Origin of the sequence: Pseudomonas haemolytica, from assembly GCF_009659625.1 — a bacterium.
Classification (GTDB): Bacteria; Pseudomonadota; Gammaproteobacteria; order Pseudomonadales; family Pseudomonadaceae; genus Aquipseudomonas; species Aquipseudomonas haemolytica.
On record NZ_VOIW01000007.1, the window covers coordinates 255,126 to 276,388 of the forward strand.

A 21,263-nucleotide genomic window follows, 5' to 3' on the forward strand; every position below is an offset into this window, starting at 1 on the left:
GGAAAAAGTGCTTACTGCACTTCTACCGCCAGGCTCTCACTGATCTTTTTCTGCCAGATGGCAGGACCGGTGATGTGTACCGACTCACCCTTGCTGTCTACTGCAACGGTGACCGGCATGTCTTTCACGTCGAACTCGTAGATGGCTTCCATGCCCAGTTCGGCGAACGCCACTACACGCGACTTCTTGATGGCTTGCGCCACCAGGTAAGCGGCGCCGCCCACGGCCATCAGGTACACGGCCTTGTGGTCCTTGATCGCTTCGATGGCGGTCGGGCCGCGCTCGGATTTGCCGATCATGCCCAACAGGCCGGTTTGCTCGAGGATCTGGCGGGTGAACTTGTCCATTCGCGTCGCGGTGGTCGGGCCAGCCGGGCCAACCACTTCTTCGCGCACCGGATCAACCGGGCCTACGTAGTAGATAAAGCGGCCCTTGAGGTCGACCGGCAAGGTTTCGCCCTTGTTCAGCATCTCGACCATGCGCTTGTGTGCGGCGTCGCGGCCGGTGAGCATCTTGCCGTTGAGAAGTACGGTTTCGCCCGGCTTCCAGCTCTGCACTTCTTCCGGGGTCAGGGTGTCGAGGTTGACGCGACGGGCCGACGGGCCGGCTTCCCAGACGATTTCCGGGTAGGCGTCCAACGATGGCGCTTCCAGCGACGCCGGGCCCGAACCGTCGAGCACGAAGTGCGCGTGACGGGTGGCGGCGCAGTTGGGGATCATGCACACCGGCAAGGAGGCGGCGTGGGTCGGATAGTCCATGATCTTCACGTCGAGCACGGTGGTCAGGCCACCCAGGCCCTGGGCGCCGATGCCCAGTTGGTTGACCTTCTCGAACAGCTCCAGGCGCATCTCTTCGATACGGTTCTGTGGGCCGCGCTTTTTCAGCTCGTGGATGTCGATGGATTCCATCAACACTTCCTTGGCCATCACCGCGGCCTTCTCGGCGGTACCACCGATGCCGATGCCGAGCATGCCCGGTGGGCACCAGCCGGCGCCCATGGTCGGAACGGTCTTGAGCACCCAGTCGACGATCGAGTCGGACGGGTTGAGCATGGCCATTTTCGACTTGTTCTCGGAACCGCCGCCCTTGGCTGCCACGTCCACTTCCACGGTGTTACCCGGGACGATGGAGTAGTGGATCACCGCAGGGGTGTTGTCCTTGGTGTTCTTGCGCGCGCCTGCCGGGTCGGCGAGGATCGAGGCGCGCAGGACGTTTTCCGGCAGGTTGTAGGCGCGACGCACGCCTTCGTTGATCATGTCGTCCAGGCCCATGGTGGCGCCGTCCCAGCGTACATCCATGCCTACGCGCACGAACACGGTGACGATACCGGTGTCCTGGCAGATCGGGCGGTGGCCGGTGGCGCACATGCGCGAGTTGATCAGGATCTGGGCGATGGAGTCACGGGCCGCCGGCGATTCTTCGCGCAGGTAGGCTTCGTGCATGGCCTGGATGAAGTCAACGGGGTGGTAGTAGGAAATGAATTGCAGGGCGTCGGCAACGCTCTGAATCAGGTCGTCTTGCTTGATCACGGTCATGAGTCGCGCTCCTCTATAAGGGAACATTCAATAAAGGTGGCTTCAGTGTTACGTCGGTCGGCTGAAACCATCTTTCCAAGGCACGCCAAAGTGGTGCAGGCGCGACGCTAAAAAGGCGCGGCAGTATAACCCGGCGCGGTGGCCGATACACCCGACTATGGTCAAACTCTGCCGGGCGTGATTCCCTGTGCGCAAACCTATTGATCGAGACCTCATATGCCTGAACTGCACGTCGGCGAACGCCACTGGTCGGTCGCCACCGGCAGTAACCTGCTGGATGCCTTGAATCAGGCGGGTGTGGCCGTGCCCTACAGTTGTCGCGCTGGCAGTTGCCACGCGTGCCTGGTGCGGTGCCAGGGAGACGTTGACGACCAGCATCCCGAGGCCCTGAGCCCGACGCAACGCCAGGAGGGTTGGCGCCTGGCATGCCAGTGCCGGGTCAGCGGCGATCTCAAGGTCGAAGCGTTCGACCCACAGCGCGACGGTCTGGCGGCCCAAGTGGTCGGCGCCGATTGGCTGAACTCAACGGTGCTGCGCCTGCGACTGCAACCGGAGCGCGGCCTGCGATATCGGGCCGGGCAGCATCTGGTGGTGTGGGCGGGGCAGGTGGCGCGCCCCTATTCCCTGGCCAGCTTGCCCCAGGAGGACGCGTACCTGGAGTTTCATATCGACTGCCGTCAACCCGGTGAATTCAGCGATGCCGCTCGACACTTCAAGGTCGGTGAGCCTCTACGCCTGGGCGAGTTGCGTGGCGGGGCGCTGCAATATGACCCTGACTGGCAGTCGCGGCCGTTGTGGCTGCTGGCCTCCGGCACCGGCCTGGGCCCGTTGTGGGGCGTATTGCGCGAGGCGTTGCGCCAGGATCATCAGGGGGCTATTCGGGTTATTCACCTGGCCCATGATGCCGATGCTCATTACCTGGCCGGACCCCTGGCGGCGCTTGCCGCGCTGCATGGGAACCTGACGGTGGAGCTATGGACGGCGGCGGAGTTGAACCAGGCATTAGCGCAACTGCGGCTGGTTTCGCGGCAAACGCTGGCCTTGCTCTGCGGGCACCCTGCCAGCGTCGAGGCCTTCTCCAAGCGCCTGTTCCTGGCGGGATTGCCGCGTAATCAAATGCTGGCCGATGTGTTCCTGCCCCGTGGTTGAGCGCTGACTGTCGAGCACAGGCTTTGCGGGTGTACGCGATTAGCTGTGGGAGGGGGCTTGCCCCCGATGAGGCCTGACGGTTCAACACCTAAACCGGCATTTGAAATGCAAAAAGCCCCGCCATTTTCATGACAGGGCTTTTGTTTTTTCAGCGTGTCACTCAGACCTGCGGGTCGCCCACATGCAGGATCTTCATGCCATTGGTGCCACCGGTGGTGTGGTAGCTGTCGCCCTTGGTCAGGATGACCCAGTCGCCTTTCTCTACAACGCCGCGTTTGACCAGTTCGTCGATAGCCTTCTGGCTGACTTCGTTCGGTGCCAGCGAAGCCGGATCGAACGGAATGGTGTACACGCCGCGGAACAACGCCGCGCGGGCCTGGGCTTCGCGGTGAGGGGTAAACGCGTAGATAGGCACCGAAGAACGAATGCGCGACATGATCAACGGCGTGTAGCCACTTTCGGTCAAGGCGATGATCGCTTTGACGCCTGGGAAGTGGTTGGCGGTGTACATGGCGGCCAGGGCGATGCTCTGGTCGCAGCTTTCGAAGACCTTGCCGATACGGTGGCTGGAGGTCTTGCTGGTCGGGTGCTTTTCGGCGCCGACGCAGATGCGCGCCATGGCCTGCACGGCTTCCAGCGGGTACGGGCCAGCCGCACTTTCAGCCGAGAGCATCACGGCGTCGGTGTAGTCGAGCACGGCGTTGGCCACGTCGGACACTTCGGCACGGGTCGGCATCGGGTTCTGGATCATCGACTCCATCATCTGGGTCGCGACGATCACTGCCTTATTGTGGCGGCGTGCGTGCAGGATGATCTTCTTCTGGATGCCGATCAGCTCGGCGTCACCGATTTCCACGCCCAGGTCGCCACGGGCAACCATCACGGCGTCGGACGCCTTGATCAGGCCGTCGAGGGTTTCATCGTCGGCCACGGCTTCGGCGCGTTCGATCTTCGCTACCAGCCAGGCAGTACCGCCGGCTTCGTCGCGCAGTTTACGGGCGTATTCCATGTCGGCGGCGTCGCGCGGGAAGGAGACGGCGAGGTAGTCGACTTCCATTTCGGCGGCGAGCTTGATATCGGCCTTGTCTTTTTCAGTCAGGGCCGGCGCCGTCAGGCCACCACCGCGACGGTTGATGCCTTTGTGGTCGGACAGCGGGCCGCCGATGATCACGGTGCAGTTCAGTTCGGTCGGTGTCGCGGTATCGACACGCATGACCACGCGACCGTCGTCCAGCAGCAGTTCGTCACCGACGCCGCAATCCTTGACCAGGTCCGGGTAGTCGATACCCACGACGTCCTGGGTGCCTTCGGTCAGCGGGTGGCTGGTGGAGAAGGTGAATTTGTCACCGATCTTCAGCTCGATCCGCTTGTTGGTGAATTTGGCGATACGGATTTTCGGGCCTTGCAGGTCACCCAACAGTGCGACGAAGCGGCCATGCTTGGCGGCGAGGTCACGCACCAGCTTGGCGCGAGCCTTGTGCTCGTCCGGGGTGCCGTGGGAGAAGTTCAGACGGGCAACGTCCAAACCAGCCAGAATCAGCTGTTCGAGGACTTCCGGCGAGTTGCTGGCCGGGCCAAGGGTGGCGACGATTTTGGTGCGACGGACGGACATGCACAGACTCCTGAGTTCAAGCGCTGGGGAAGGCTACTATGCTCTTTCGTTGTAGTCATTGTTCGTTTGCACTACTTATCGACGATTGGCTTGTTTTTGCTGCGGCTGAATCGGTAAACACCCTTGAAGATTTTCGACCACGGGTCGATACACTGCACAAGACAGGAGAACCCCCATGCGAATTTTGCTCGTTGCTGCCCTGGCCGTCAGTGTTGTCGGCTGCACCCGCTGGTCGATGGACCACCATTTGAACAACGCTTACCGTGCCTATGGGGTGGGTGATTGCGAGCGCGTCACCCTGGAGTTATCCCAGGTCGATCGTGAAAGCCGTACCCGTCGTTATGTGCAGCCGGAGGTTTCGATGTTGCGCGGCCAATGCCTGGAGCGCCAGAAACTGTTCGTCGATGCAGCACAAACCTATCAGTTCATCATCAGCCAATACCCATCCAGCGAATATGCCTACCGTGCTCGCGCCAGGCTCGATACCTTGCAGCAATTGGGGCATTTCCCGGCCGCAGTCGCAGCAAAACCCCGGCCTGCGTCTTTGTAATGATATTTGTCACTCGATAGCTGGCCCGTCGCCAGTCTTGGGCTATTCTTTGAATGTTCGTTTGTACAAGTTTCTATTCGAACGGATGCAAGGCCCTGACTCGGCAGCTGTCTGGTGACAAGCGGTACCTGTCGTCACACCGAGACTCGGGGAGAGCGGGCCATTGCTCGTTCCGAATCACTGGCACGGCCAGGCTCTTGGCTATTGGATGGCGACTTCACCATGTTTACCCAGCGACGGATCGAAAGGCATCAACTGCCTTATTTTTTGCAGGTGTTTAATCGTGTCACCGACAAGCCGATTGGGTTTCTGGGCAATGTCTCAGAAACTGGGCTGATGCTGATCAGCCAGTTACCCATGATGATCGATGTGGATTTCGAGCTGTGCTTGAAAATTCCAGTGGCGAAAGGCGAATTCCAGGCGATTGACCTGACGGCGACCTGCTTGTGGAGCCGTGAAGATGTCAACCCACAGCATTACGATTCCGGGTTTGCCGTGCATCAGGCACCCGAAGAGTACGGGCAACTGATTAACGCGCTGGTGCAGTACTTCAGCTTTGATCCTTTACAGGCCTCTGTCTGAGTGCATGCATTCAGAGCGCACCGGCTTTTTTCCATCCCAGGTAGCGCGTCACCAGTGTGGCGCCCAGGTCCGACGGCAACGTATCGAGCACTGAGAGCCCATGGGCGGTCAAACGATCATGGAGCTGATTACGGGTGTTGAGATAATCGATGGCGCCACTATAGGCCAGTGCCTCGGGCAAGGTCTGCACGGGAGCTTGGCGTAACCGGTCAAGGACTTCCTCCCGCAGGCTTGCCACGAGTACCCGGTGTTGCCGACCGATACGTTTGACGGCAGTCATCAGCGCTTCATCATCTTCATCCCGCAAGTTGGTGACGATGATCACCAGTGCCCGGCGTTTTTGTCGTGCCAGCAACTGGTCGGCGGCAGCCTGGTAGTCGGCAGTTTTTCGAGTGGTATTCAGGTCGTAGACCGCATTGAGCAAGAAGTTCAACTGGCCAGTGCCCTTGACCGGCTTCAGGTAGCGCGGTGTGTCGCTGGCGAACGTGCACAGCCCTACGGCATCGCCCTGGCGCAACGCGACATAGCTCAACAGCAGGCAGGCATTGAGGGCATGGTCGAAATGGGACAGCTCATCATCCTGGCTGCGCATGCGCTGGCCGCAATCGAGCATGAACACGATCTGCTGGTCGCGTTCATCCTGGTATTCCCGGGCAATGGGTGTGCGTTGCCGGGCGGTGGCCTTCCAGTCGATCTGGCGCAGGCTGTCACCTTCACGAAACTCGCGCAGTTGATGAAACTCCAGGCCTAATCCCCGGCGCTGATGTTGGCGCACGCCCAGTTGGCTCAGCCAGTTATCCACACCCAGCAACTGCGCGCCGTATAAGCGGGCGAAATCCGGGTAAACGCGGGTGGCATCATGGGTTTCAACCCATCGTCGCGCCGACCACAGGCCCAATGGGCTGGGCAACAGCAGTTCGCAGTGACTGAAGCTGAAATGCCCGCGTCGCAAGGGACGAACGCGATAGCCCAGCTCCCCGCGTTCGCCGGGGCGTAGTTGGATGGCATGGGGCAGGTTATCCACACTCAGGCCATCGGGCACGTGATCGAACACCAGCAGGGTCAGTGGCTGTGGGTAGTTGTGCTCCAGCGACAGGCGGACTTCTTCCCAACGCCCCAGCGCCAGGCTGCCGGGCAGTTTCCTGTGTACCCGCACCGAGGGCCTGCGGCGCAAGCGTGCGGCATCCAGCATCGCCAATAGCAGCAGGGCCAGAAGCAGGCCCCAGGCCACTGAATGCAAGGTTTCCGGCACTTTGACCTGCAACGCCACCGAGGCGCCCAACAGGGTATTCAGGCCCAGCAGTAGACCCAGCCAGATCAGGAGCAAACGGGTCGGCTTCATGGCGGGGTCATTGCCTTGGGGCCGCAATCTGGTCGAGTAACTGCTTGAGCACCTGGTCGACTTCCAAGCCGTCGATGTCCAGTTCCGGCGCGATGCGTACCCGGTGACGCAGCACTGCCAGGGCGCAGCCCTTGATGTCATCTGGCGTCACGAACTCTGCGCCACGCAACAGCGCGCGGGCACGGGCGCCACGTACCAGGGCGATGGAGGCACGTGGACCGGCACCGATGGTCAGCCCTGGCCAACTGCGGGTGGCTCGCGCCAGGCGCACGGCATAGTCGAGGACCTGTTCATCCAGGGGCAGCTCACTGGCAATTTTCTGCATCAGTACCACGTCCTCGGCTTGCAGTACGGTGCGTAACGGCTGTACATCCAGCATGTCAGCCCTGGACGAGCGCGTCACTTCGCGCACCATGTCCAGTTCCTGCTGGGCGTCGGGGTAGTCCATGCGGACCTTGAGCATGAACCGGTCCAACTCGGCCTCGGGCAATGGGTAGGTACCTTCCTGCTCGATGGGGTTCTGGGTTGCGAGCACCATGAATGGCTGGCCGATGGGCAGTGCCTCGCCTTCAAGGGTGACCTGGCGCTCCTGCATGGCTTCGAGCAGGGCCGCCTGGGTCTTGGCGGGGGCGCGGTTGATTTCGTCAGCCAGCAACAGGTGAGTAAACAGCGGCCCCTTGCGCAGTTTGAACTGCTCGGTATGCAGGTCGTACACGGCGTGGCCGGTCACATCGCTGGGCATCAGGTCCGGGGTGAACTGGATACGTGCGAAATCACCGCCAAAGCACCGCGCCAGGGCACGTACCAGCAAGGTTTTGCCAAGGCCAGGTACGCCTTCGAGCAGCACATGGCCGCCTGCGATCAAGGCGGTAAGCACGTCGTCAATCACCTGGTCCTGGCCAATCACTGCCTTGCGCAATTCCACACGCAGGGCCTGGGCCTGCTGGCTGGCATGTCGAAGGTTCTCGGTGGTCAGGGTGGTGGCCATTGGAGAGTCGCTCATAAGGCATTCCTGAGGGTTTGCAGGCACGCCACCTGTCGGCTGAAGTCGGCGCTGGAGAGCCGTTTCAGTGGAGGTGGGCCGAGCGCCTGGCTGATGATATGAGGGGGTTGTCGCGTCAGGTGTTCCAGCACCTGCCATTGTCCTGCCGTGTCGAGGTGTTCAAAGCCTGGATGGCGGCGCCGGGCTGCACGCAGGATGTCGTGCTGCAAGGCTTGCAACAAGGTGCCCTGGCCGCTGCGGCGCAGCAGGAAATCGGCGCTGGCCTTCAAGTGTTCCTGTAGCTGTCGGCGCGCCTTGGGAGCCGGTGCCTGTATCGGCCCTTGGCGCATGCCGGCCTGCCACAGTGCCAGGGCAACCAGTGCCGCGAGTGCGACGATGGCTTGGGGGAAATAACGCATCAACAGGGTAAACAGATCGTCCACGTCGCTGTTGAACAGCAAGGTTACGTCGGTGCCCTGGTTCAGGTACCACAGCAACCAGGCGTTATCGTGTTTGCCGATGCCTGGGGTTTTCCACAGGTCGCTATCGGTGATCACCGTGACGCGGCCTTGCCCCAGGTCCAGTTGCATCAGGTGGCTGGACTGGGCGCTGTTGGCTGAAAACTGCGCCAGGTGCTTGGGGTCGGTGAGGTTGAAATCGGTGTCGAAACTGAAATACGCCGGTGCGGTTTCGTTGTCGACGTAGAGTTTGGTCAGGTCTGGCGCTGGCTTTTTACGAGGTGGCGCCGGTTCGTCGAAGCTTTCGCTCAAGGCTTGGTGGATATCAAGGCGATCAAGCAGCAGGTCACCGCTTTTGCCCGCTTCTTCGTCCCACAATGCCTCGGCGACCAGCAGCAGGTGCCCTCCGGCTTTGGCCCACTCCAGCAGTTGCTCGACCTGGCGTGGGGACATGTTGCTGCGTTCCCCCAGCAGCAACAGGCTACGGCCCTTGGAAGGCAGGTCGACGAGGCGTTCAAGACCGTTGGCATGCTGCACTGCCAGGCCTTGCTGGCGCAGGAAATGCTCGGCAGCCAGATAGGGGTTGGCCCGAGCATCCGGCGATGGCCCGCGATCCACCACTTCGTCATAGGGAACTGCCTTGTGCCAGGCATACAAGCCGCCCACGCCCAGCAGGCAAGCCAGTAACAGCGCCCCCCACAATAACGGTCGCTTCATTGGCTCGCTCCGTTACTGAACAGAGCACGCCAATCGCTGCACAACTTTCGTTGGGCGCAGGCAGGTGGCAGGCGGTGACCATAGGCTAGGTTTTGCCAGTGGCGTGTCAGCTCGTCGCTGAACGCCAGCAACTGTGCTTGCTGTAAATGTTGAACGAGCTCCAGTACCTGGCCTTCGGTATCGGCTTTTTTCAGCGGTAGGTTGAACTCATGCAACAAACGGCTGAGCAGGCCGCGGTACAGCAGGCCGAGAGCTTCCCGTGGCTGGGTGGGCCATAGCTGTTCGGCGGTGCTGGCGATGTCTTCGGGCAATGTCTCGACGCCGAGCTCCAGCCCGAACAACTGCGCGGGAGTGGGTGTTTTGGCTGGAGGGCGAGGGCGCCGGCTGACAAACGTGCGTAACCATTCACGGTAGCGCCACACCACGAGCGCAAGCCCGCCAATCAGCAGGCCCCATAGCAGTATTTCCAGGGTTTTAGCGACGTTTTTGAAATTGTTGCTATTGAGGTTATCGAGTAATACCTGGATCCAGCCGGGTAATTTACCGTCGCCCTGGGCCTCGTTTTTACCCGGCGCCTTCTCTTCGCCAAACCGATAACGAGTGACGGTTTCCGGGTTCTTGAAGGGCGGCTTTTCCAGGAGTGCCTTGATGGATTGGCTGGCGGCCTGGGTGCTGAGTGGCTTATGGCTCGTCGTTTCATCTGCCATGACGGATGGGCTGAGCGGTAGCAGTGTCAGGCCGACGACCAGTAACAACAGCGGTGCAACACCGCTCAGGCGCTGGCGCAAGCGACGGAAGATCAGCTCCAGGTCCCAGGCCTCCAGGACCGTGCGACGGTTGAGGTAAAGGCTGAAACCACAGGCTACGTAGATGGGTTCCCAAAACACCAGCACCAATGCGTAGAAAGCATTGCTCAGGTGCTCCAGCCATAGCACATCCGAGCCCGTTGCCAATACTACCCGTTGCCAATCCCAGTCCAGTTCAACTTGTTGCGGGATGAATAGATAGAACAGGGCCATGCAGCCGAACCACAGGCCGATTTCCAGGTGTACGCCGATAGTCGTCAGCCAGCGTGCTGCACCAGCGTTACGTTGCTGCAATATCCCCAGTCGCTGTTGACGTGCATGACCATCGAGGCCTTCAAGTTGGCTTACCGGCAAGGTAAAGCTGCGGCTCATGCTCAGTCGCCGCCAGGTCAGGCTGGCGAACAGTTGGCCCTTGAGCAGGCGCGGCCAGTGGCGAACGGCGTGCCTGAGGCTGGGTGTTTCGCCAAACAGGGCCTTGGACAGAATGTACAGCGGCAAGCGGTCGAAGGCCGGCTTGAGCCACCAGAACAAAAACATGGCTAACGACGGGTAATCCCACAGCAGCAGGGTAAGTAAGATAAACACCGGCAGGCTCACGATCGCCCAACTGCCCATCAGCAAGAGGCGATGTTCCCTGGCCATCAGCACACCCAGGTCCATGGCTTCCCAGGCGGTACGCGGGCGAATCACCACGCTGGAATCAGTCAGGCGCATGGGGAGTCCGTCCTGCAAGGATCAGGTAGGCGGCTACCAGCAGCCAAAGTGCGGCGCCTACCAGGTACTTGATCCAGGGTTCGATGCTGGTAGTGGAGGACCAGTAGGCTTCGATGAACGCAGCGATCAGCAGGAACACCATGACGCCGCAGAGCATTCGCACACTTTTATGGGCCGCCAGGCGCAGGGCCTCGCTGCGTGTCAGACGCCCGGGAGCGATCAGCGACCAGCCCAGTTGCAACCCCGCGGCCCCGGCCAATGTGATGGCGCTCAGCTCGAACGCGCCATGACCTACCACAAATGACCAAAAGGTCTGGCCATAGCCGATGCCGGTAAGGTGCCCGGAGACCGCGCCAATGACCAAGCCATTGAAAATCAGGAAGAACACGCTGCCCAGGCCGAACAGCAGGCCGGCGGCAAACGTCTGGAAGGCGATGCCGATGTTGTGCATCACATAGTAGCCAAACATCATCCAGTCTTCACTGGCGGCACGTTCGGCGGCGCGCCCCAGGCGGCTGGCCTCGGGGTCGTACATGCTTTGCATCTCGGCCACCTGCTGGGGGCTGACGATGCTGTAGATCAGGTCGGGAAACAGGTAGACCAGCAGCGCTATACCTAACAGGCTGCCAAAGAACAGCAGGCCGGCGATCAGCACGAAGCGCCACTGTTCGCGTACCAGGCGCGGGAAGTCGGCGAGGAGGAAGGCCAGTACCTCTGCCGCCAGCTGGCTGCGATGGCGATACAGCTGCGAATGCCCGCGCAGCGCCAGTTGTTGAAGCGGGTCTATCAGGTAACTGCTATAGCCGCGTTCCTGGGCCAGGGCCAGGTGCTGGCACAGGCGTCGATATTGATGAGGGAAGTCAGCGACGTCGGCGGCCTTGGCTTTACCTTGCTCCAGTTGCTTGAGCTGTTCGGCGAAGGTTTGCCATTGTTGCTGGTGGCGGCTTTCAAAAAGACTCTGTTTCATGTCGGCCCCAACAAGCCACGGGCCACACCGTTGAGTTGCTCCACGGCGCGTGCCGGGGACACTTGCAGGGGCGCGGCGAGGATCGCGGCCAGTTCATGCACCCGTTCGTTAGAGAGCTCGGCCTGGCGTTCGGCGAAACCAAGGATGGCCCGCTGCTCGCTCAGCTCCAGTGCAAAGGGCAGGCGCAGGGCGGCCGCTTGAGGTATTCGAGGGCGTACCAGTGGCAGTTCGCGGTAGATCACCAGCGTACCGGCGGCCAAGTCGCCGAGCCGCTTGAAATGCGGGTGTTGCAGGCAACTGATTGCCCCGAGGAAGTAACCAAAAGGCAGCATGTCGACAAAACGCAGCAGGTTGCGGATCAGGGACGCCGACCAGCCAATGGGCGTGCCGTCATCTTGTACCACTCGCAGGCCCATCACCTGCTTACCCGGAGAGCAACCCTGGTTGAGAACTTCGAATAGCACCATGTACCACCAGCTCATCAGGAACAGCAGCAGCGAACCCAGCCCGACTCCAATGTTGCCAAGCAGCGCCAAGGGCACCAGCAGGATGCCCATGATGATCCCACGCACGCCCAGGTCGAACGCAAAGGCCAAAGCGCGGGGCGGCAGGCCGGCAGGGCGCAAGGGCAGGTCGATACCTTCCGGGGTCTCGATCTGGTAGTGGGTATCCAAAGGGGTTGATGCCATTGCGATCCTTTGCACTGCGAGGCGACTAAGAGACACGGATGCTAGCAGTGTCGACGCTGGAAGCAACCACTCGAGGTTTTGCTGGATATTTATACAGTTAAGGTATCGCTGGCCCCGAATACCTTGCAGCGCCTAGACTTTATCGGTCTTCAGCACAGGAATAGCCCGTGACCTCGATTTTCTGGTACGACTATGAAACCACCGGCATCAACCCACGCAACGATCGCCCGCTCCAGGTAGCCGGTATCCGTACCGACCTCGAACTCAACGAGGTGGGGGCGCCGATCAATCTTTATTGCCAGCCCAGCGACGATATTCTGCCCCATCCAGCCGCGTGTGCGATTACGGGAATTACCCCGGGTGTTCTCGCGCAGAAGGGCCTCGTCGAAGCCGACTTCATGACTCGGGTGCACGCCGAACTGGCCGCGCCAGGCACCTGCGGCGCCGGTTACAACACCCTGCGGTTTGACGATGAAATGACGCGTTACAGCCTGTACCGCAACTTTTTCGACCCTTATGCCCGGGAGTGGCAGGGCGGCAACAGTCGCTGGGACTTGATCGATGTGATGCGTACTGCCTACGCCCTGCGGCCGGAGGGGATTACCTGGCCTGAGCAAGACGGGCGCGTGACGCTCAAGCTGGAGCGGCTGACCGAAGCCAATGGCATTGATCACGGCCAGGCCCACGATGCGCTTTCTGATGTACGCGCAACCATCGCTCTGGCGCGATTGGTCCGTGAAAAGCAGCCCAAGCTGTATGAATGGCTGTTTCAACTGCGTAGCAAGCAGCGGGTCATGGATCAGGTGCGGTTGTTGCAACCGATGGTGCATATCTCCGGGCGTTTTTCCGCCGAGCGCCATTATCTGGGCGTGGTACTGCCTCTGGCTTGGCACCCGCGCAATCGCAATGCCTTGATCGTCTGCGACCTGGGGCTCGACCCTCAGGGGTTGTTGGAGCTGGATGCCGCGACCCTGCGCGAGCGCCTTTACACGCGCCGTGATGAGTTGGCGGAAGGTGAGCTGCCCGTCCCTCTCAAGTTGTTGCATATCAACCGCTGCCCTGTGGTAGCTCCTTTAAAGGTACTGCGCTTGCAAGACCGCGAGCGACTGCAATTGGATATGGACACTTATCAGGCGCGAGCACTGCGGCTAACTGACGCACAGGAAGTTTTGCGTGGGAAGTTGGCGGCCATTTACGCCGAGGAAGACTTTGCGGCGAACGCAGACCCGGAGCAGCAGCTCTACGATGGTTTTATTGGCGATCGCGATCGCCGTTTATGTGAACAAGTTCGCATGGCAGAGCCTGCGCATTTAGCGCGTCAGCAGTGGCCATTCGATGATCATCGTTTGCCGGAATTATTATTTCGCTACCGCGCGCGTAACTTTCCTGAAACCTTGAACAATGAGGAGCAACAGCGCTGGAAACTTTTCTGTCAGCAACGTTTGTCGGACCCGCAGTGGGGAGCACCGAATACCTTGTTGGCATTTAAGCAAGCGCGTGAGGAGTTGGCGGTTAGTGCTACATCGTTTCAGTGCCAGGTGCTGGACCAGTGGCAGGACTATGCGGACTCTTTAGCCGCTCGCCTGAATCTGTAAGCGGATAACTGTAGAATATCCAGACAATAAAAAACGCCAGCAAGCTGGCGTTTTTTATGTGTAGCGTATCGGGTTAACGTCCGACCAGGCTTAGCCCAGCAGGGTAGCCCAGCCTTCAACCACGTCACCGCCCCACTTGGCTTTCCACTCTTTCAGAGTTTTGTGGTTGCCACCTTTGGTTTCAATCACTTCGCCGTTGTGTGGGTTTTTGTATTGCTTGACCTTGCGAGCACGCTTGGTGCCGGTAGTTTTCACAGCGCCGCGCGGTGCTTTAACTTTCGACTCTGGATCCAGCAGCGCGATGATGTCACGCAGGGATTTGGAGTATTCACCCATCAGGGTGCGCAGTTTGCCTTCGAATTCCAGCTCGGTTTGCAGCTTGTCGTCTTGGGACAGGTTCTTCAAGCGGGCTTGCAGCTCTTTGATAGCTTCTTCGGTGGCGCGGTATTCGTTGATCAGAGACATGTGGACTACCTTATGTAGAACGCTGATTGACAGGGTGAGTGGCCTAATAATAGTCAGGCAATTTCATCAAGTAAACAATTAAGACGGTATTTATGTGAATTACATTGATTGTTTGTGGCGACGCTATGCAAACGAGTTAATTAGTAGGCGCTATGCTTAAAGATAATCGCGTTATTTTTTTCGCCAACTGCCTGAGCTTGCCTTTGTACGGTCATATGGCGATGGTAAAACCTTACGCTATCAAGGGGTGTTGCATTGAGCAGGCATCAGAATAAGCCGCAAGGAATACTGCAGTTTTTCTGCGCAATCGCTAGAATAGCGGCCTTTGCGAAGTTCTGGAGTTTCCCCCTAATGCGCACTTTTCGGCTGGTGATTGCTTGCCCGGACCGGGTTGGCATCGTTGCCAAGGTCAGTAACTTTCTGGCTTCCCACAATGGCTGGATCACCGAGGCGAGCCATCACTCGGACGATCTCAGCGGTTGGTTTTTCATGCGTCACGAAATTCGTGCCGATACGCTGCCCTTTGGCCTGGAGGCTTTCCGCGAGGCGTTTGCGCCTATCGCCGAAGAGTTTTCGATGAGCTGGCACATCACCGACACGGAGCAGAAGAAACGTGTCGTGCTAATGGCCAGCCGTGAGTCCCACTGCCTGGCAGACCTGCTGCATCGTTGGCACAGCGATGAACTGGACTGTGAGATCGCCTGCGTGATCTCCAACCATGACGACCTGCGCAGCATGGTCGAATGGCACGGCATCCCGTACTACCACGTGCCGGTCAACCCGCAGGACAAGGAGCCGGCGTTCGCCGAGGTGTCGCGCCTGGTCAAGCAACACGAGGCTGACGTGGTGGTGCTGGCGCGCTACATGCAGATCCTGCCGCCGGAGCTGTGCCGCGAGTACGCCGGCAAGGTGATCAATATCCACCACAGTTTCTTGCCTTCGTTTGTCGGGGCCAAGCCGTACCACCAAGCGTCCCTGCGCGGCGTGAAGTTGATTGGCGCGACTTGCCACTACGTCACCGAAGAGCTGGACGCCGGCCCGATCATCGAGCAGGACGTCGTGCGCGTCAGCCACAGCGACAGTATTGAAGACATGGTGCGTTTCGGCCGTGACGTCGAGAAGATGGTGCTGGCTCGTGGCCTGCGTTATCACCTGGAAGATCGCGTGTTGGTGCACGGCAACAAGACGGTAGTCTTTTGATCAATCGGTATTGATTGAAAGAAACAGGGGCCTGGAGGTACAACTCTCCAGGCCCTTTTTTTATCCCGACTTCAGGACACACCCATGACCGACCCACTCGATAAAGCCACATCCAGGGCGCCCGCTACAGTGGGCGAGGGCTGTCTGAGTCGCTACGACCCTGAGGCGCTGGACGCCGAGGATGGTACTGATTTTCCCGAGGCGGCCCGTTTGTGGGAGCAGATGCAGGAGCAGGACGAGCCACCTGCCGACCCTGGAAAAGACGCTTGAGCAGCGGTTTGCCGACCGTGGGCGCGAGTAGTCAGCCGTCCCATGGCTGCATCGCCAGCCAGGCGGCCTTGGTCTGCGGCATACGGCCAGCGTTGAGCAGGCGTTGCAGGGTGTGCAGCCAGTAACGACGGGAAAACTCGTGGCGCATGTCCACTGGGTGCAATCCCAGTCGGATCACCGGGGCTGTCCGCCAGCGTTGCTCACGCCGGTCGCTGAGGACTTTCGACAGCCCGCGGCGCCAGGCGCTGCGGGCGCTCCAGACCAGCCCCGGGGCGTCGATGCGCTTGAAGTCAGGCAGGCGATAAATATGGTGCGGATCGCTGGTGTAGCCAAGTGGCAACTGGCGCAATGCCTGGCGAGTGCCGTCGCTCATCAACCAGGCTGGGGCGACAAACCCTTGCAGCGGCCAGTCATTGCGCTGGAATACCTCGATGCCGGCGGTAAGCCGTTGCAGCGCCTCGGCCTGGGGCAACTGGTAAAACTCGCCTTCATGGGTATAGATGCGCCGCATGAACCACTCTTTTGGCGAACGTGGCCGAGGTTGGTCGTCGCAATGGTAGTAACCGTGCAAGGTGAGTTCATCGCCCTTGGCCACACGGCCGTCGAGCAGGCGACGAAAATCACTGTGGGCGGCCAGGGCGTCATGGTGATGGAAGTCCGGCACCACTAGCCAAGTAATGGGTACGTTGCCCAGCGCGTCGACGGCCTCGACAAAAGGCCGATAGTCGGCCCAAGTGCTCGGCGCCACATCGTGCAGCACCAGCATCAGCGAACGCTCAGCCATGGGCGAGCATCGGTTTATGGCTGCGGAGCACCGCCTGGTAATGCCCCAGCAGACTATCGACCACCGTGTCCCACGCGTAATGCTGTTCGACATGCCGCCGCGCCTGGGCGCCGAGGCATCGGCTGTCGGCACCGAACAATTCGCGCACTGCATCGGCCATCGCCTTGGGGCTATTGGGGGCACATAGGAGGCCGCAGCGCTCGTCGACAATCTCGGTGAATGCCCCGGCCGCGACGGCGACCACCGGGATGCCACAGGCCATGGCCTCCAGGATCACCAGGCCGAAGGTTTCCTGATCGCCGCCATGCAGCAAGGCATCGGCGCTGGCCATCAGCCGGGCCACATGCCGGGCCGGGCGGAACCCATCGACCACGGTGACGTTATCCGGCACGTTGGCCGGCATCCCCGAGCCCACCAGCAGCAAGTGGTAGCCGTCCCCGAGGCGCTTCATGCAGTTGAGCAGTACCGGCAGGTTTTTCTCCTTGGAACCGCGTCCGGCGAAGATCAGCAGCCGGGTGTCTTCGCCAATTCCCAGTTCGGCGCGCAGGCCGGGGTCGCGCACGTCGGGGGTGAAGGTGTGCAGGTCTACCCCCAGCGGTTGGACGAAGACATTTCTTACCCCAAGCCCGGTGAGCTTGTCGGCCATCACCTGGCTAGGCGCCAGCACGCGGTCAAAATTCCCGTAGAGTTTGCTGACATAGGCTTCAACATTAGGGGTGAACCACGGCCCCATACGGTTGCTCACCAGCAGCGGCAGGTCGGAGTGGTAAAAGCCAATGACCGGCACATCCAACTGGCGCCGGGCATCCAGCGCCGCCCAGGCGGTCAGGTACGGGTCGCCGACTTCGATCAGATCGGGCTGTAAATCGTGCAGGACATTTCGCCATGGCGCCAAGCGAAGGGGGAAGCGATAGCCTTTGCCGAAGGGCAGGGCGGGGGCCGGCACTTTATAGACGCCGTCCTGCTCGCTCAAGTGTGCGCCGGGGATCAACAGGCTGTGGCGAATCCCAGGCTTGAGCGCCAGGCGCCGGTGCTTGGCGTCGAGGTAAGTGCGTACACCACCGCTGGCGGGGGCGTAGAACATGGTTATGTCAGCGATATGCACGATGAACATCCCTCCGATCCATTGCTCTCCTTAACGTGGACCTGAGGTAAGGATAGATGTTCTATCGGGATTGGTGTCGTGCTGCGCGTTCAAGGTGAGGATGATGGCAAGCCCCCTCCCACATTTAGACCGAGTACCGGCTCTAAGAAGAGGGGGCCATGCTGTCTATCAGATCCGGAAGCTACCCACCAATTGCTTCAGGCGCGACGCCTGCTGCTCCAGGTCCGAACAGGCGCGCAGCGTCGATTGCAGGTTTTCCACCCCTTCCTGGTTGAGGGTGTTGATCTCGGTGATGTCCATATTGATCGACTCCACCACCGAGGTCTGTTCTTCGGTGGCAGTGGCAACCGACTGGTTCATGCCGTCAATTTCGCCAATTCGCAGGGTCACGCTGTTCAAGCGCTCGCCGGCGAGGTTGGCGATTTCCACGCTGTCCAGGCTGTGACGTTGGCTTTCACTCATGGTACTCACCGAGTCACGGGCGCCAACTTGAAGCTCCTCGATCATCGTTTGCACCTGTTGTGCCGATTCCTGGGTGCGATGGGCGAGGTTGCGCACTTCATCGGCCACCACCGCAAACCCGCGCCCGGCTTCCCCGGCTCGCGCCGCTTCGATAGCCGCGTTGAGCGCCAGCAGGTTGGTTTGCTGGGAAATGCTGGTGATCACTTCAAGGATCTGGCCGATATTCACCGTCTTGCTATTAAGTGCTTCGATATTGCTGCTCGATGCGCTGATCATGCTCGACAACTGCGTCATCGCCTTGATGTTGCGTTCTACCACCTGCTGGCCGTCTTCGGCCAAGTGCCGCGCATCGCTGGCCTGGTTGGAGGCCTGGGCCGCGTTACGGGCGATCTCCTGGGCGGCGGCCCCCAGTTGGTTGATGGCGGCGGCGACGCTGTTGGTGCGGTTGGCCTGTTCGTCCGAATTGACCATCGACGAGTTGGAGGCGCTGACTACCCGCAGGGCCACTTCATTGACCTGCTCGGTGGCCGAAGACACTTCGCGAATCGAGGTATGAATACGCTCGACGAAACGGTTGAAAGCATTGCCCAAGGTGCCGAACTCATCATTGTTCTGGATGACCAGGCGCCGGGTCAGGTCGCCCTCGCCGTCGGCGATGTCCTGCATGGCCTTGGTCATCAGGTGCAGCGGTTGCAGCAAGACGCGGATCAACATGCCCAGCAGGGCGATGATGATGACTACCGCGATGATCGTGGCGATCACCGCCGAGGTGCGGAATTTGCTGAGCATGGCGAAGGATGTGTCTTTATCCACCGAAATACCCAGGTACCAGTTAACTGACGGCAAACCCTTGATCGGGGTAAAGGTCACGATATTGGCCTTGCCGTTGGCTTGCACTTCGCTGAAGTCCGCGCTGATCTTGGGGGTGTCCTTCGGGTACACGTCTGCCAGGGTCTTCATCACCAGGGCTTTGTCCGGGTGTACTAACACTTTGCCGTCGGCACTGACCAGGAACGCATAACCCATGCCGCCGAAGTTCAGCGCGCCAATGTTATCCACCAGGGTTTGCAGGCTCAGGTCGCCACCTACTACGCCGATATTCTGGCCCGCCTTGGTGCTGGGAGTGGCGACAGAGATGATCAGTTGGCCGGTAGCCGCGTCAATATAGGGTTCGGTCAGGGTCGAGCCATTGCTGGCCTGGGCGCCCTTGTACCAGGGGCGAACACGCGGATCGAAGCCGTCGGGCATCTTGGTGTCAGGGCGGATGGTGAAGGTGCCCTGGCTGTCACCGACGTAGGTCGCCATAAATGAAGAGGTCAGCGCTTTCTGCTCCAGCAGGCTGGCGACGACGGACGGTTCAGGGTTGATGGCAATGTTCTGTGCAGCGTTTTCCACCAGCGCGATACGCCCGGTGAGCCAGGTCTGGATATTGCTGGCGGTGACATCGCCCATTTCATGCAGGTAGTTATTGAGGTCGTCGCGGATCGCGTTGCGCTGCAGGTAGTCGTTATAGAGGGTAAACAACGCGAAGGCGGCGATGACGATAAGGGAGGCTGCAAGCAGGATTTTGTGGCTGAAGCGCAGATTTTTGTTCATGGCTTGTAGGGTCCGCTAAGGTCTTAATATCCGAAGCGCGTCCTTTTGGGAGGCGCGAAATGGCAGCGTCAAAAAAGGTGTGATATTTCTGCTGATAGCTCCGTTGGTCCATTTAGGAATTATCTGACCGTTTTTTAGTCTTTGTGGGGTTCACATCGTCTGTATCGACCTCGCGGCACTAAAGATTAACCATAGGTGACGAAATGCCTGACTCCACACAACTGCTTATCGGTGCCGGCCCAGGCGGCCAGCCCATCGCCCAGTCCATGCGCCTTGCCAACCGTCATGGGTTGATCGCTGGCGCTACGGGCACCGGCAAGACCGTCACCTTGCAGCGCCTGGCGGAAGCCTTCAGTGATGCTGGCGTGGCGGTGTTCGCCGCCGACATCAAGGGCGACCTCTGCGGCCTGGGTGCCGCCGCCAACCCGCAAGGCAAAGTGGCCGAACGGATTGCCGGCATGCCGTTCCTGAATTACACCGCCCAGGCGTACCCGGTCACCCTGTGGGATATCCACGGGCAGTCCGGTCATCCGTTGCGCACCACCATCAGCGAAATGGGCCCGTTATTGCTCGGCAGCCTGTTGGAACTGACCGACAGCCAGCAATCGGCGCTCTATGCGACCTTCAAGGTGGCCGATCGTGAAGGCCTGTTGCTGCTGGACCTCAAGGACCTCAAGGCGCTGCTCAATCACCTGCGCTATCACCCGGAACTGCTGGGCGACGACGCGGCACTGATGACCACCGGCTCCAGCCAGGCGCTGTTGCGGCGCCTGGCGGTATTGGAGCAGCAGGGCGCCGAAGCCCTGTTTGGCGAGCCGGCCCTGCAACTCGAAGATATTTTGCAGCCTGCCAGCGATGGTCGGGGGCGCATCCACCTGCTGGACGCCAGCCGCCTGGTGCATGAGGCGCCGAAGGTGTACGCGACCTTCCTGTTGTGGCTGCTGGCGGAGTTGTTCGAACAATTGCCGGAACGCGGCGATGCCGACAAACCGCTATTGGCGCTGTTTTTCGACGAGGCGCATTTGTTGTTCGCCGATACGCCCAAAGCCTTGCAGGAGCGTCTGGAGCAAGTGGTGCGCCTGATCCGTTCCAAAGGTGTCGGCGTGTACTTCGTCACCCAATCGCCGGGCGACTTGCCCGACACAGTGCTGGCGCAACTGGGCCTGCGCATCCAGCACGGCTTGCGCGCCTTCACCGCGAAAGAACAGAAATCCCTGCGGGCGGTGGCGGATGGTTTCCGGCCCAACCCGACGTTCGATACGTTGTCGGTGCTGACAGAGTTGGGCACCGGTGAGGCGTTGGTGGGGACCTTGCAGGAAAAAGGTACGCCAGAAGTCGTCCAGCGCGTATTGGTCGCACCCCCGCAATCGCGGATCGGCCCGCTCAGCGAAGCCGAGCGCGCGGCACTGGTCGCCAGTTCGCCGCTGCTGGGGCGTTATGACAAGCCGGTTGATCGTGAGTCGGCCTATGAGGTGCTGATGGCGCGCAAGGAGCTTGGGCCCACTGGCGAGGCTGCACCGACCGCCGAAGAACCGAGCTTCACCGACAAGGCCGGCGCATTCCTGGGAACCACGGCCGGCAAGGCGTTGAAGTCTGCAATGCAGCAGGCCGCGAATCAGATGGGGCGCCAGTTGGTGCGCGGCTTGTTGGGGTCGTTGCTGGGCGGCAGTAAGCGCAAATAGC

Annotated in this window: 19 protein-coding genes and 1 pseudogene; 7 read left to right on the forward strand and 13 right to left on the reverse strand. The window is 60.4% G+C overall.

Annotated elements, in window-relative coordinates; translation table 11 throughout:
- Positions 1–11 precede the first annotated feature (11 nt).
- Positions 12–1,535 (reverse strand): fumarate hydratase, encoded by a 1,524-nt coding sequence (locus FRT59_RS22870; RefSeq protein WP_005790979.1) that lies wholly within the window; start codon positions 1,533–1,535, stop codon positions 12–14.
- 216 nt (positions 1,536–1,751) lie between these two features.
- On the opposite strand from FRT59_RS22870, the gene FRT59_RS22875 reads away from it, so the two are divergent.
- Positions 1,752–2,684, forward strand: a complete 933-nt coding sequence (locus tag FRT59_RS22875) for an iron-sulfur-binding ferredoxin reductase (RefSeq protein ID WP_153872463.1) — start codon at positions 1,752–1,754, stop codon at positions 2,682–2,684.
- Positions 2,685–2,844: 160 nt separating this feature from the next.
- Here FRT59_RS22875 and pyk read toward each other — a convergent pair whose 3' ends face one another.
- Positions 2,845–4,296, reverse strand: a complete 1,452-nt coding sequence (pyk, locus tag FRT59_RS22880) for a pyruvate kinase (protein ID WP_034115799.1) — start codon at positions 4,294–4,296, stop codon at positions 2,845–2,847.
- A 175-nt stretch (positions 4,297–4,471) separates the two neighbouring features.
- Between pyk and FRT59_RS22885 the strand changes: the two genes are divergently transcribed.
- Together FRT59_RS22885 and FRT59_RS22890 are read left to right on the forward strand one after the other, a co-directional pair.
- Complete coding sequence (locus FRT59_RS22885) at positions 4,472–4,846, forward strand: tetratricopeptide repeat protein (RefSeq protein ID WP_153872464.1); 375 nt, start codon at positions 4,472–4,474, stop codon at positions 4,844–4,846.
- A gap of 222 nt (positions 4,847–5,068) precedes the next feature.
- On the forward strand, positions 5,069–5,428 hold the full coding sequence (locus FRT59_RS22890; protein ID WP_034115997.1) for a PilZ domain-containing protein: 360 nt from the start codon (positions 5,069–5,071) through the stop codon (positions 5,426–5,428).
- 10 nt (positions 5,429–5,438) lie between these two features.
- On the opposite strand, the gene FRT59_RS22895 is transcribed toward FRT59_RS22890, so the two are convergent.
- The 6 genes from FRT59_RS22895 to FRT59_RS22920 are packed head-to-tail and all read right to left on the reverse strand — an operon-like array spanning position 5,439 to position 12,103.
- The gene (locus tag FRT59_RS22895) at positions 5,439–6,770 is read right to left on the reverse strand and encodes a DUF58 domain-containing protein (RefSeq protein WP_153872465.1); all 1,332 of its coding nucleotides are present in this window, start codon (positions 6,768–6,770) and stop codon (positions 5,439–5,441) included.
- Between the two features lie 7 nt (positions 6,771–6,777).
- The gene (locus FRT59_RS22900) at positions 6,778–7,773 is read right to left on the reverse strand and encodes an AAA family ATPase (RefSeq protein ID WP_034115796.1); all 996 of its coding nucleotides are present in this window, start codon (positions 7,771–7,773) and stop codon (positions 6,778–6,780) included.
- Positions 7,770–8,927, reverse strand: a complete 1,158-nt coding sequence (locus FRT59_RS22905; RefSeq protein ID WP_153872466.1) for a DUF4350 domain-containing protein — start codon at positions 8,925–8,927, stop codon at positions 7,770–7,772. The genes FRT59_RS22900 and FRT59_RS22905 overlap by 4 nt, the downstream gene beginning before the upstream one ends.
- Positions 8,924–10,447 carry a DUF4129 domain-containing protein gene (locus tag FRT59_RS22910; RefSeq protein WP_153872467.1) on the reverse strand — a complete coding sequence of 508 codons (1,524 nt, stop codon included), beginning with the start codon at positions 10,445–10,447 and terminating at the stop codon, positions 8,924–8,926. Before FRT59_RS22910 ends, FRT59_RS22905 begins: the two co-directional genes overlap by 4 nt.
- Positions 10,434–11,414 (reverse strand): stage II sporulation protein M, encoded by a 981-nt coding sequence (locus FRT59_RS22915; RefSeq protein WP_153839091.1) that lies wholly within the window; start codon positions 11,412–11,414, stop codon positions 10,434–10,436. The genes FRT59_RS22910 and FRT59_RS22915 overlap by 14 nt, the downstream gene beginning before the upstream one ends.
- Complete coding sequence (locus FRT59_RS22920) at positions 11,411–12,103, reverse strand: RDD family protein (protein WP_153872468.1); 693 nt, start codon at positions 12,101–12,103, stop codon at positions 11,411–11,413. Before FRT59_RS22920 ends, FRT59_RS22915 begins: the two co-directional genes overlap by 4 nt.
- A gap of 167 nt (positions 12,104–12,270) precedes the next feature.
- Between FRT59_RS22920 and sbcB the strand changes: the two genes are divergently transcribed.
- Complete coding sequence (gene sbcB / locus FRT59_RS22925) at positions 12,271–13,698, forward strand: exodeoxyribonuclease I (protein WP_034115791.1); 1,428 nt, start codon at positions 12,271–12,273, stop codon at positions 13,696–13,698.
- 90 nt (positions 13,699–13,788) lie between these two features.
- Here sbcB and mvaT read toward each other — a convergent pair whose 3' ends face one another.
- The gene (mvaT, locus tag FRT59_RS22930) at positions 13,789–14,163 is read right to left on the reverse strand and encodes a histone-like nucleoid-structuring protein MvaT (protein ID WP_005790963.1); all 375 of its coding nucleotides are present in this window, start codon (positions 14,161–14,163) and stop codon (positions 13,789–13,791) included.
- Between the two features lie 351 nt (positions 14,164–14,514).
- Between mvaT and purU the strand changes: the two genes are divergently transcribed.
- Both purU and FRT59_RS22940 read left to right on the forward strand, forming a co-directional pair.
- Entirely contained in the window at positions 14,515–15,363 is an 849-nt protein-coding gene (gene purU, locus FRT59_RS22935) for a formyltetrahydrofolate deformylase (protein WP_034115790.1), read from the forward strand.
- Positions 15,364–15,447: 84 nt separating this feature from the next.
- Entirely contained in the window at positions 15,448–15,633 is a 186-nt protein-coding gene (locus tag FRT59_RS22940; RefSeq protein WP_034115789.1) for a hypothetical protein, read from the forward strand.
- Between the two features lie 31 nt (positions 15,634–15,664).
- Here FRT59_RS22940 and gpgD read toward each other — a convergent pair whose 3' ends face one another.
- From gpgD to FRT59_RS27595, 4 genes and pseudogenes are all read right to left on the reverse strand, one after another.
- Complete coding sequence (gene gpgD, locus FRT59_RS22945) at positions 15,665–16,417, reverse strand: N-acetylglucosaminyl phosphatidylglycerol deacetylase (protein ID WP_153872469.1); 753 nt, start codon at positions 16,415–16,417, stop codon at positions 15,665–15,667.
- The gene (gene gpgS, locus FRT59_RS22950) at positions 16,410–17,531 is read right to left on the reverse strand and encodes an N-acetylglucosaminyl phosphatidylglycerol synthase (RefSeq protein ID WP_153872470.1); all 1,122 of its coding nucleotides are present in this window, start codon (positions 17,529–17,531) and stop codon (positions 16,410–16,412) included. The genes gpgD and gpgS overlap by 8 nt, the downstream gene beginning before the upstream one ends.
- A gap of 159 nt (positions 17,532–17,690) precedes the next feature.
- Entirely contained in the window at positions 17,691–18,455 is a 765-nt protein-coding gene (locus FRT59_RS27590) for a methyl-accepting chemotaxis protein (RefSeq protein WP_411829037.1), read from the reverse strand.
- A 93-nt stretch (positions 18,456–18,548) separates the two neighbouring features.
- Positions 18,549–19,580: pseudogene (locus tag FRT59_RS27595) on the reverse strand (HAMP domain-containing protein); the annotation flags it as partial.
- Positions 19,581–19,783: 203 nt separating this feature from the next.
- Between FRT59_RS27595 and FRT59_RS22960 the strand changes: the two are divergent.
- On the forward strand, positions 19,784–21,262 hold the full coding sequence (locus FRT59_RS22960; protein ID WP_034115785.1) for a helicase HerA-like domain-containing protein: 1,479 nt from the start codon (positions 19,784–19,786) through the stop codon (positions 21,260–21,262).
- Position 21,263: the final 1 nt, after the last annotated feature.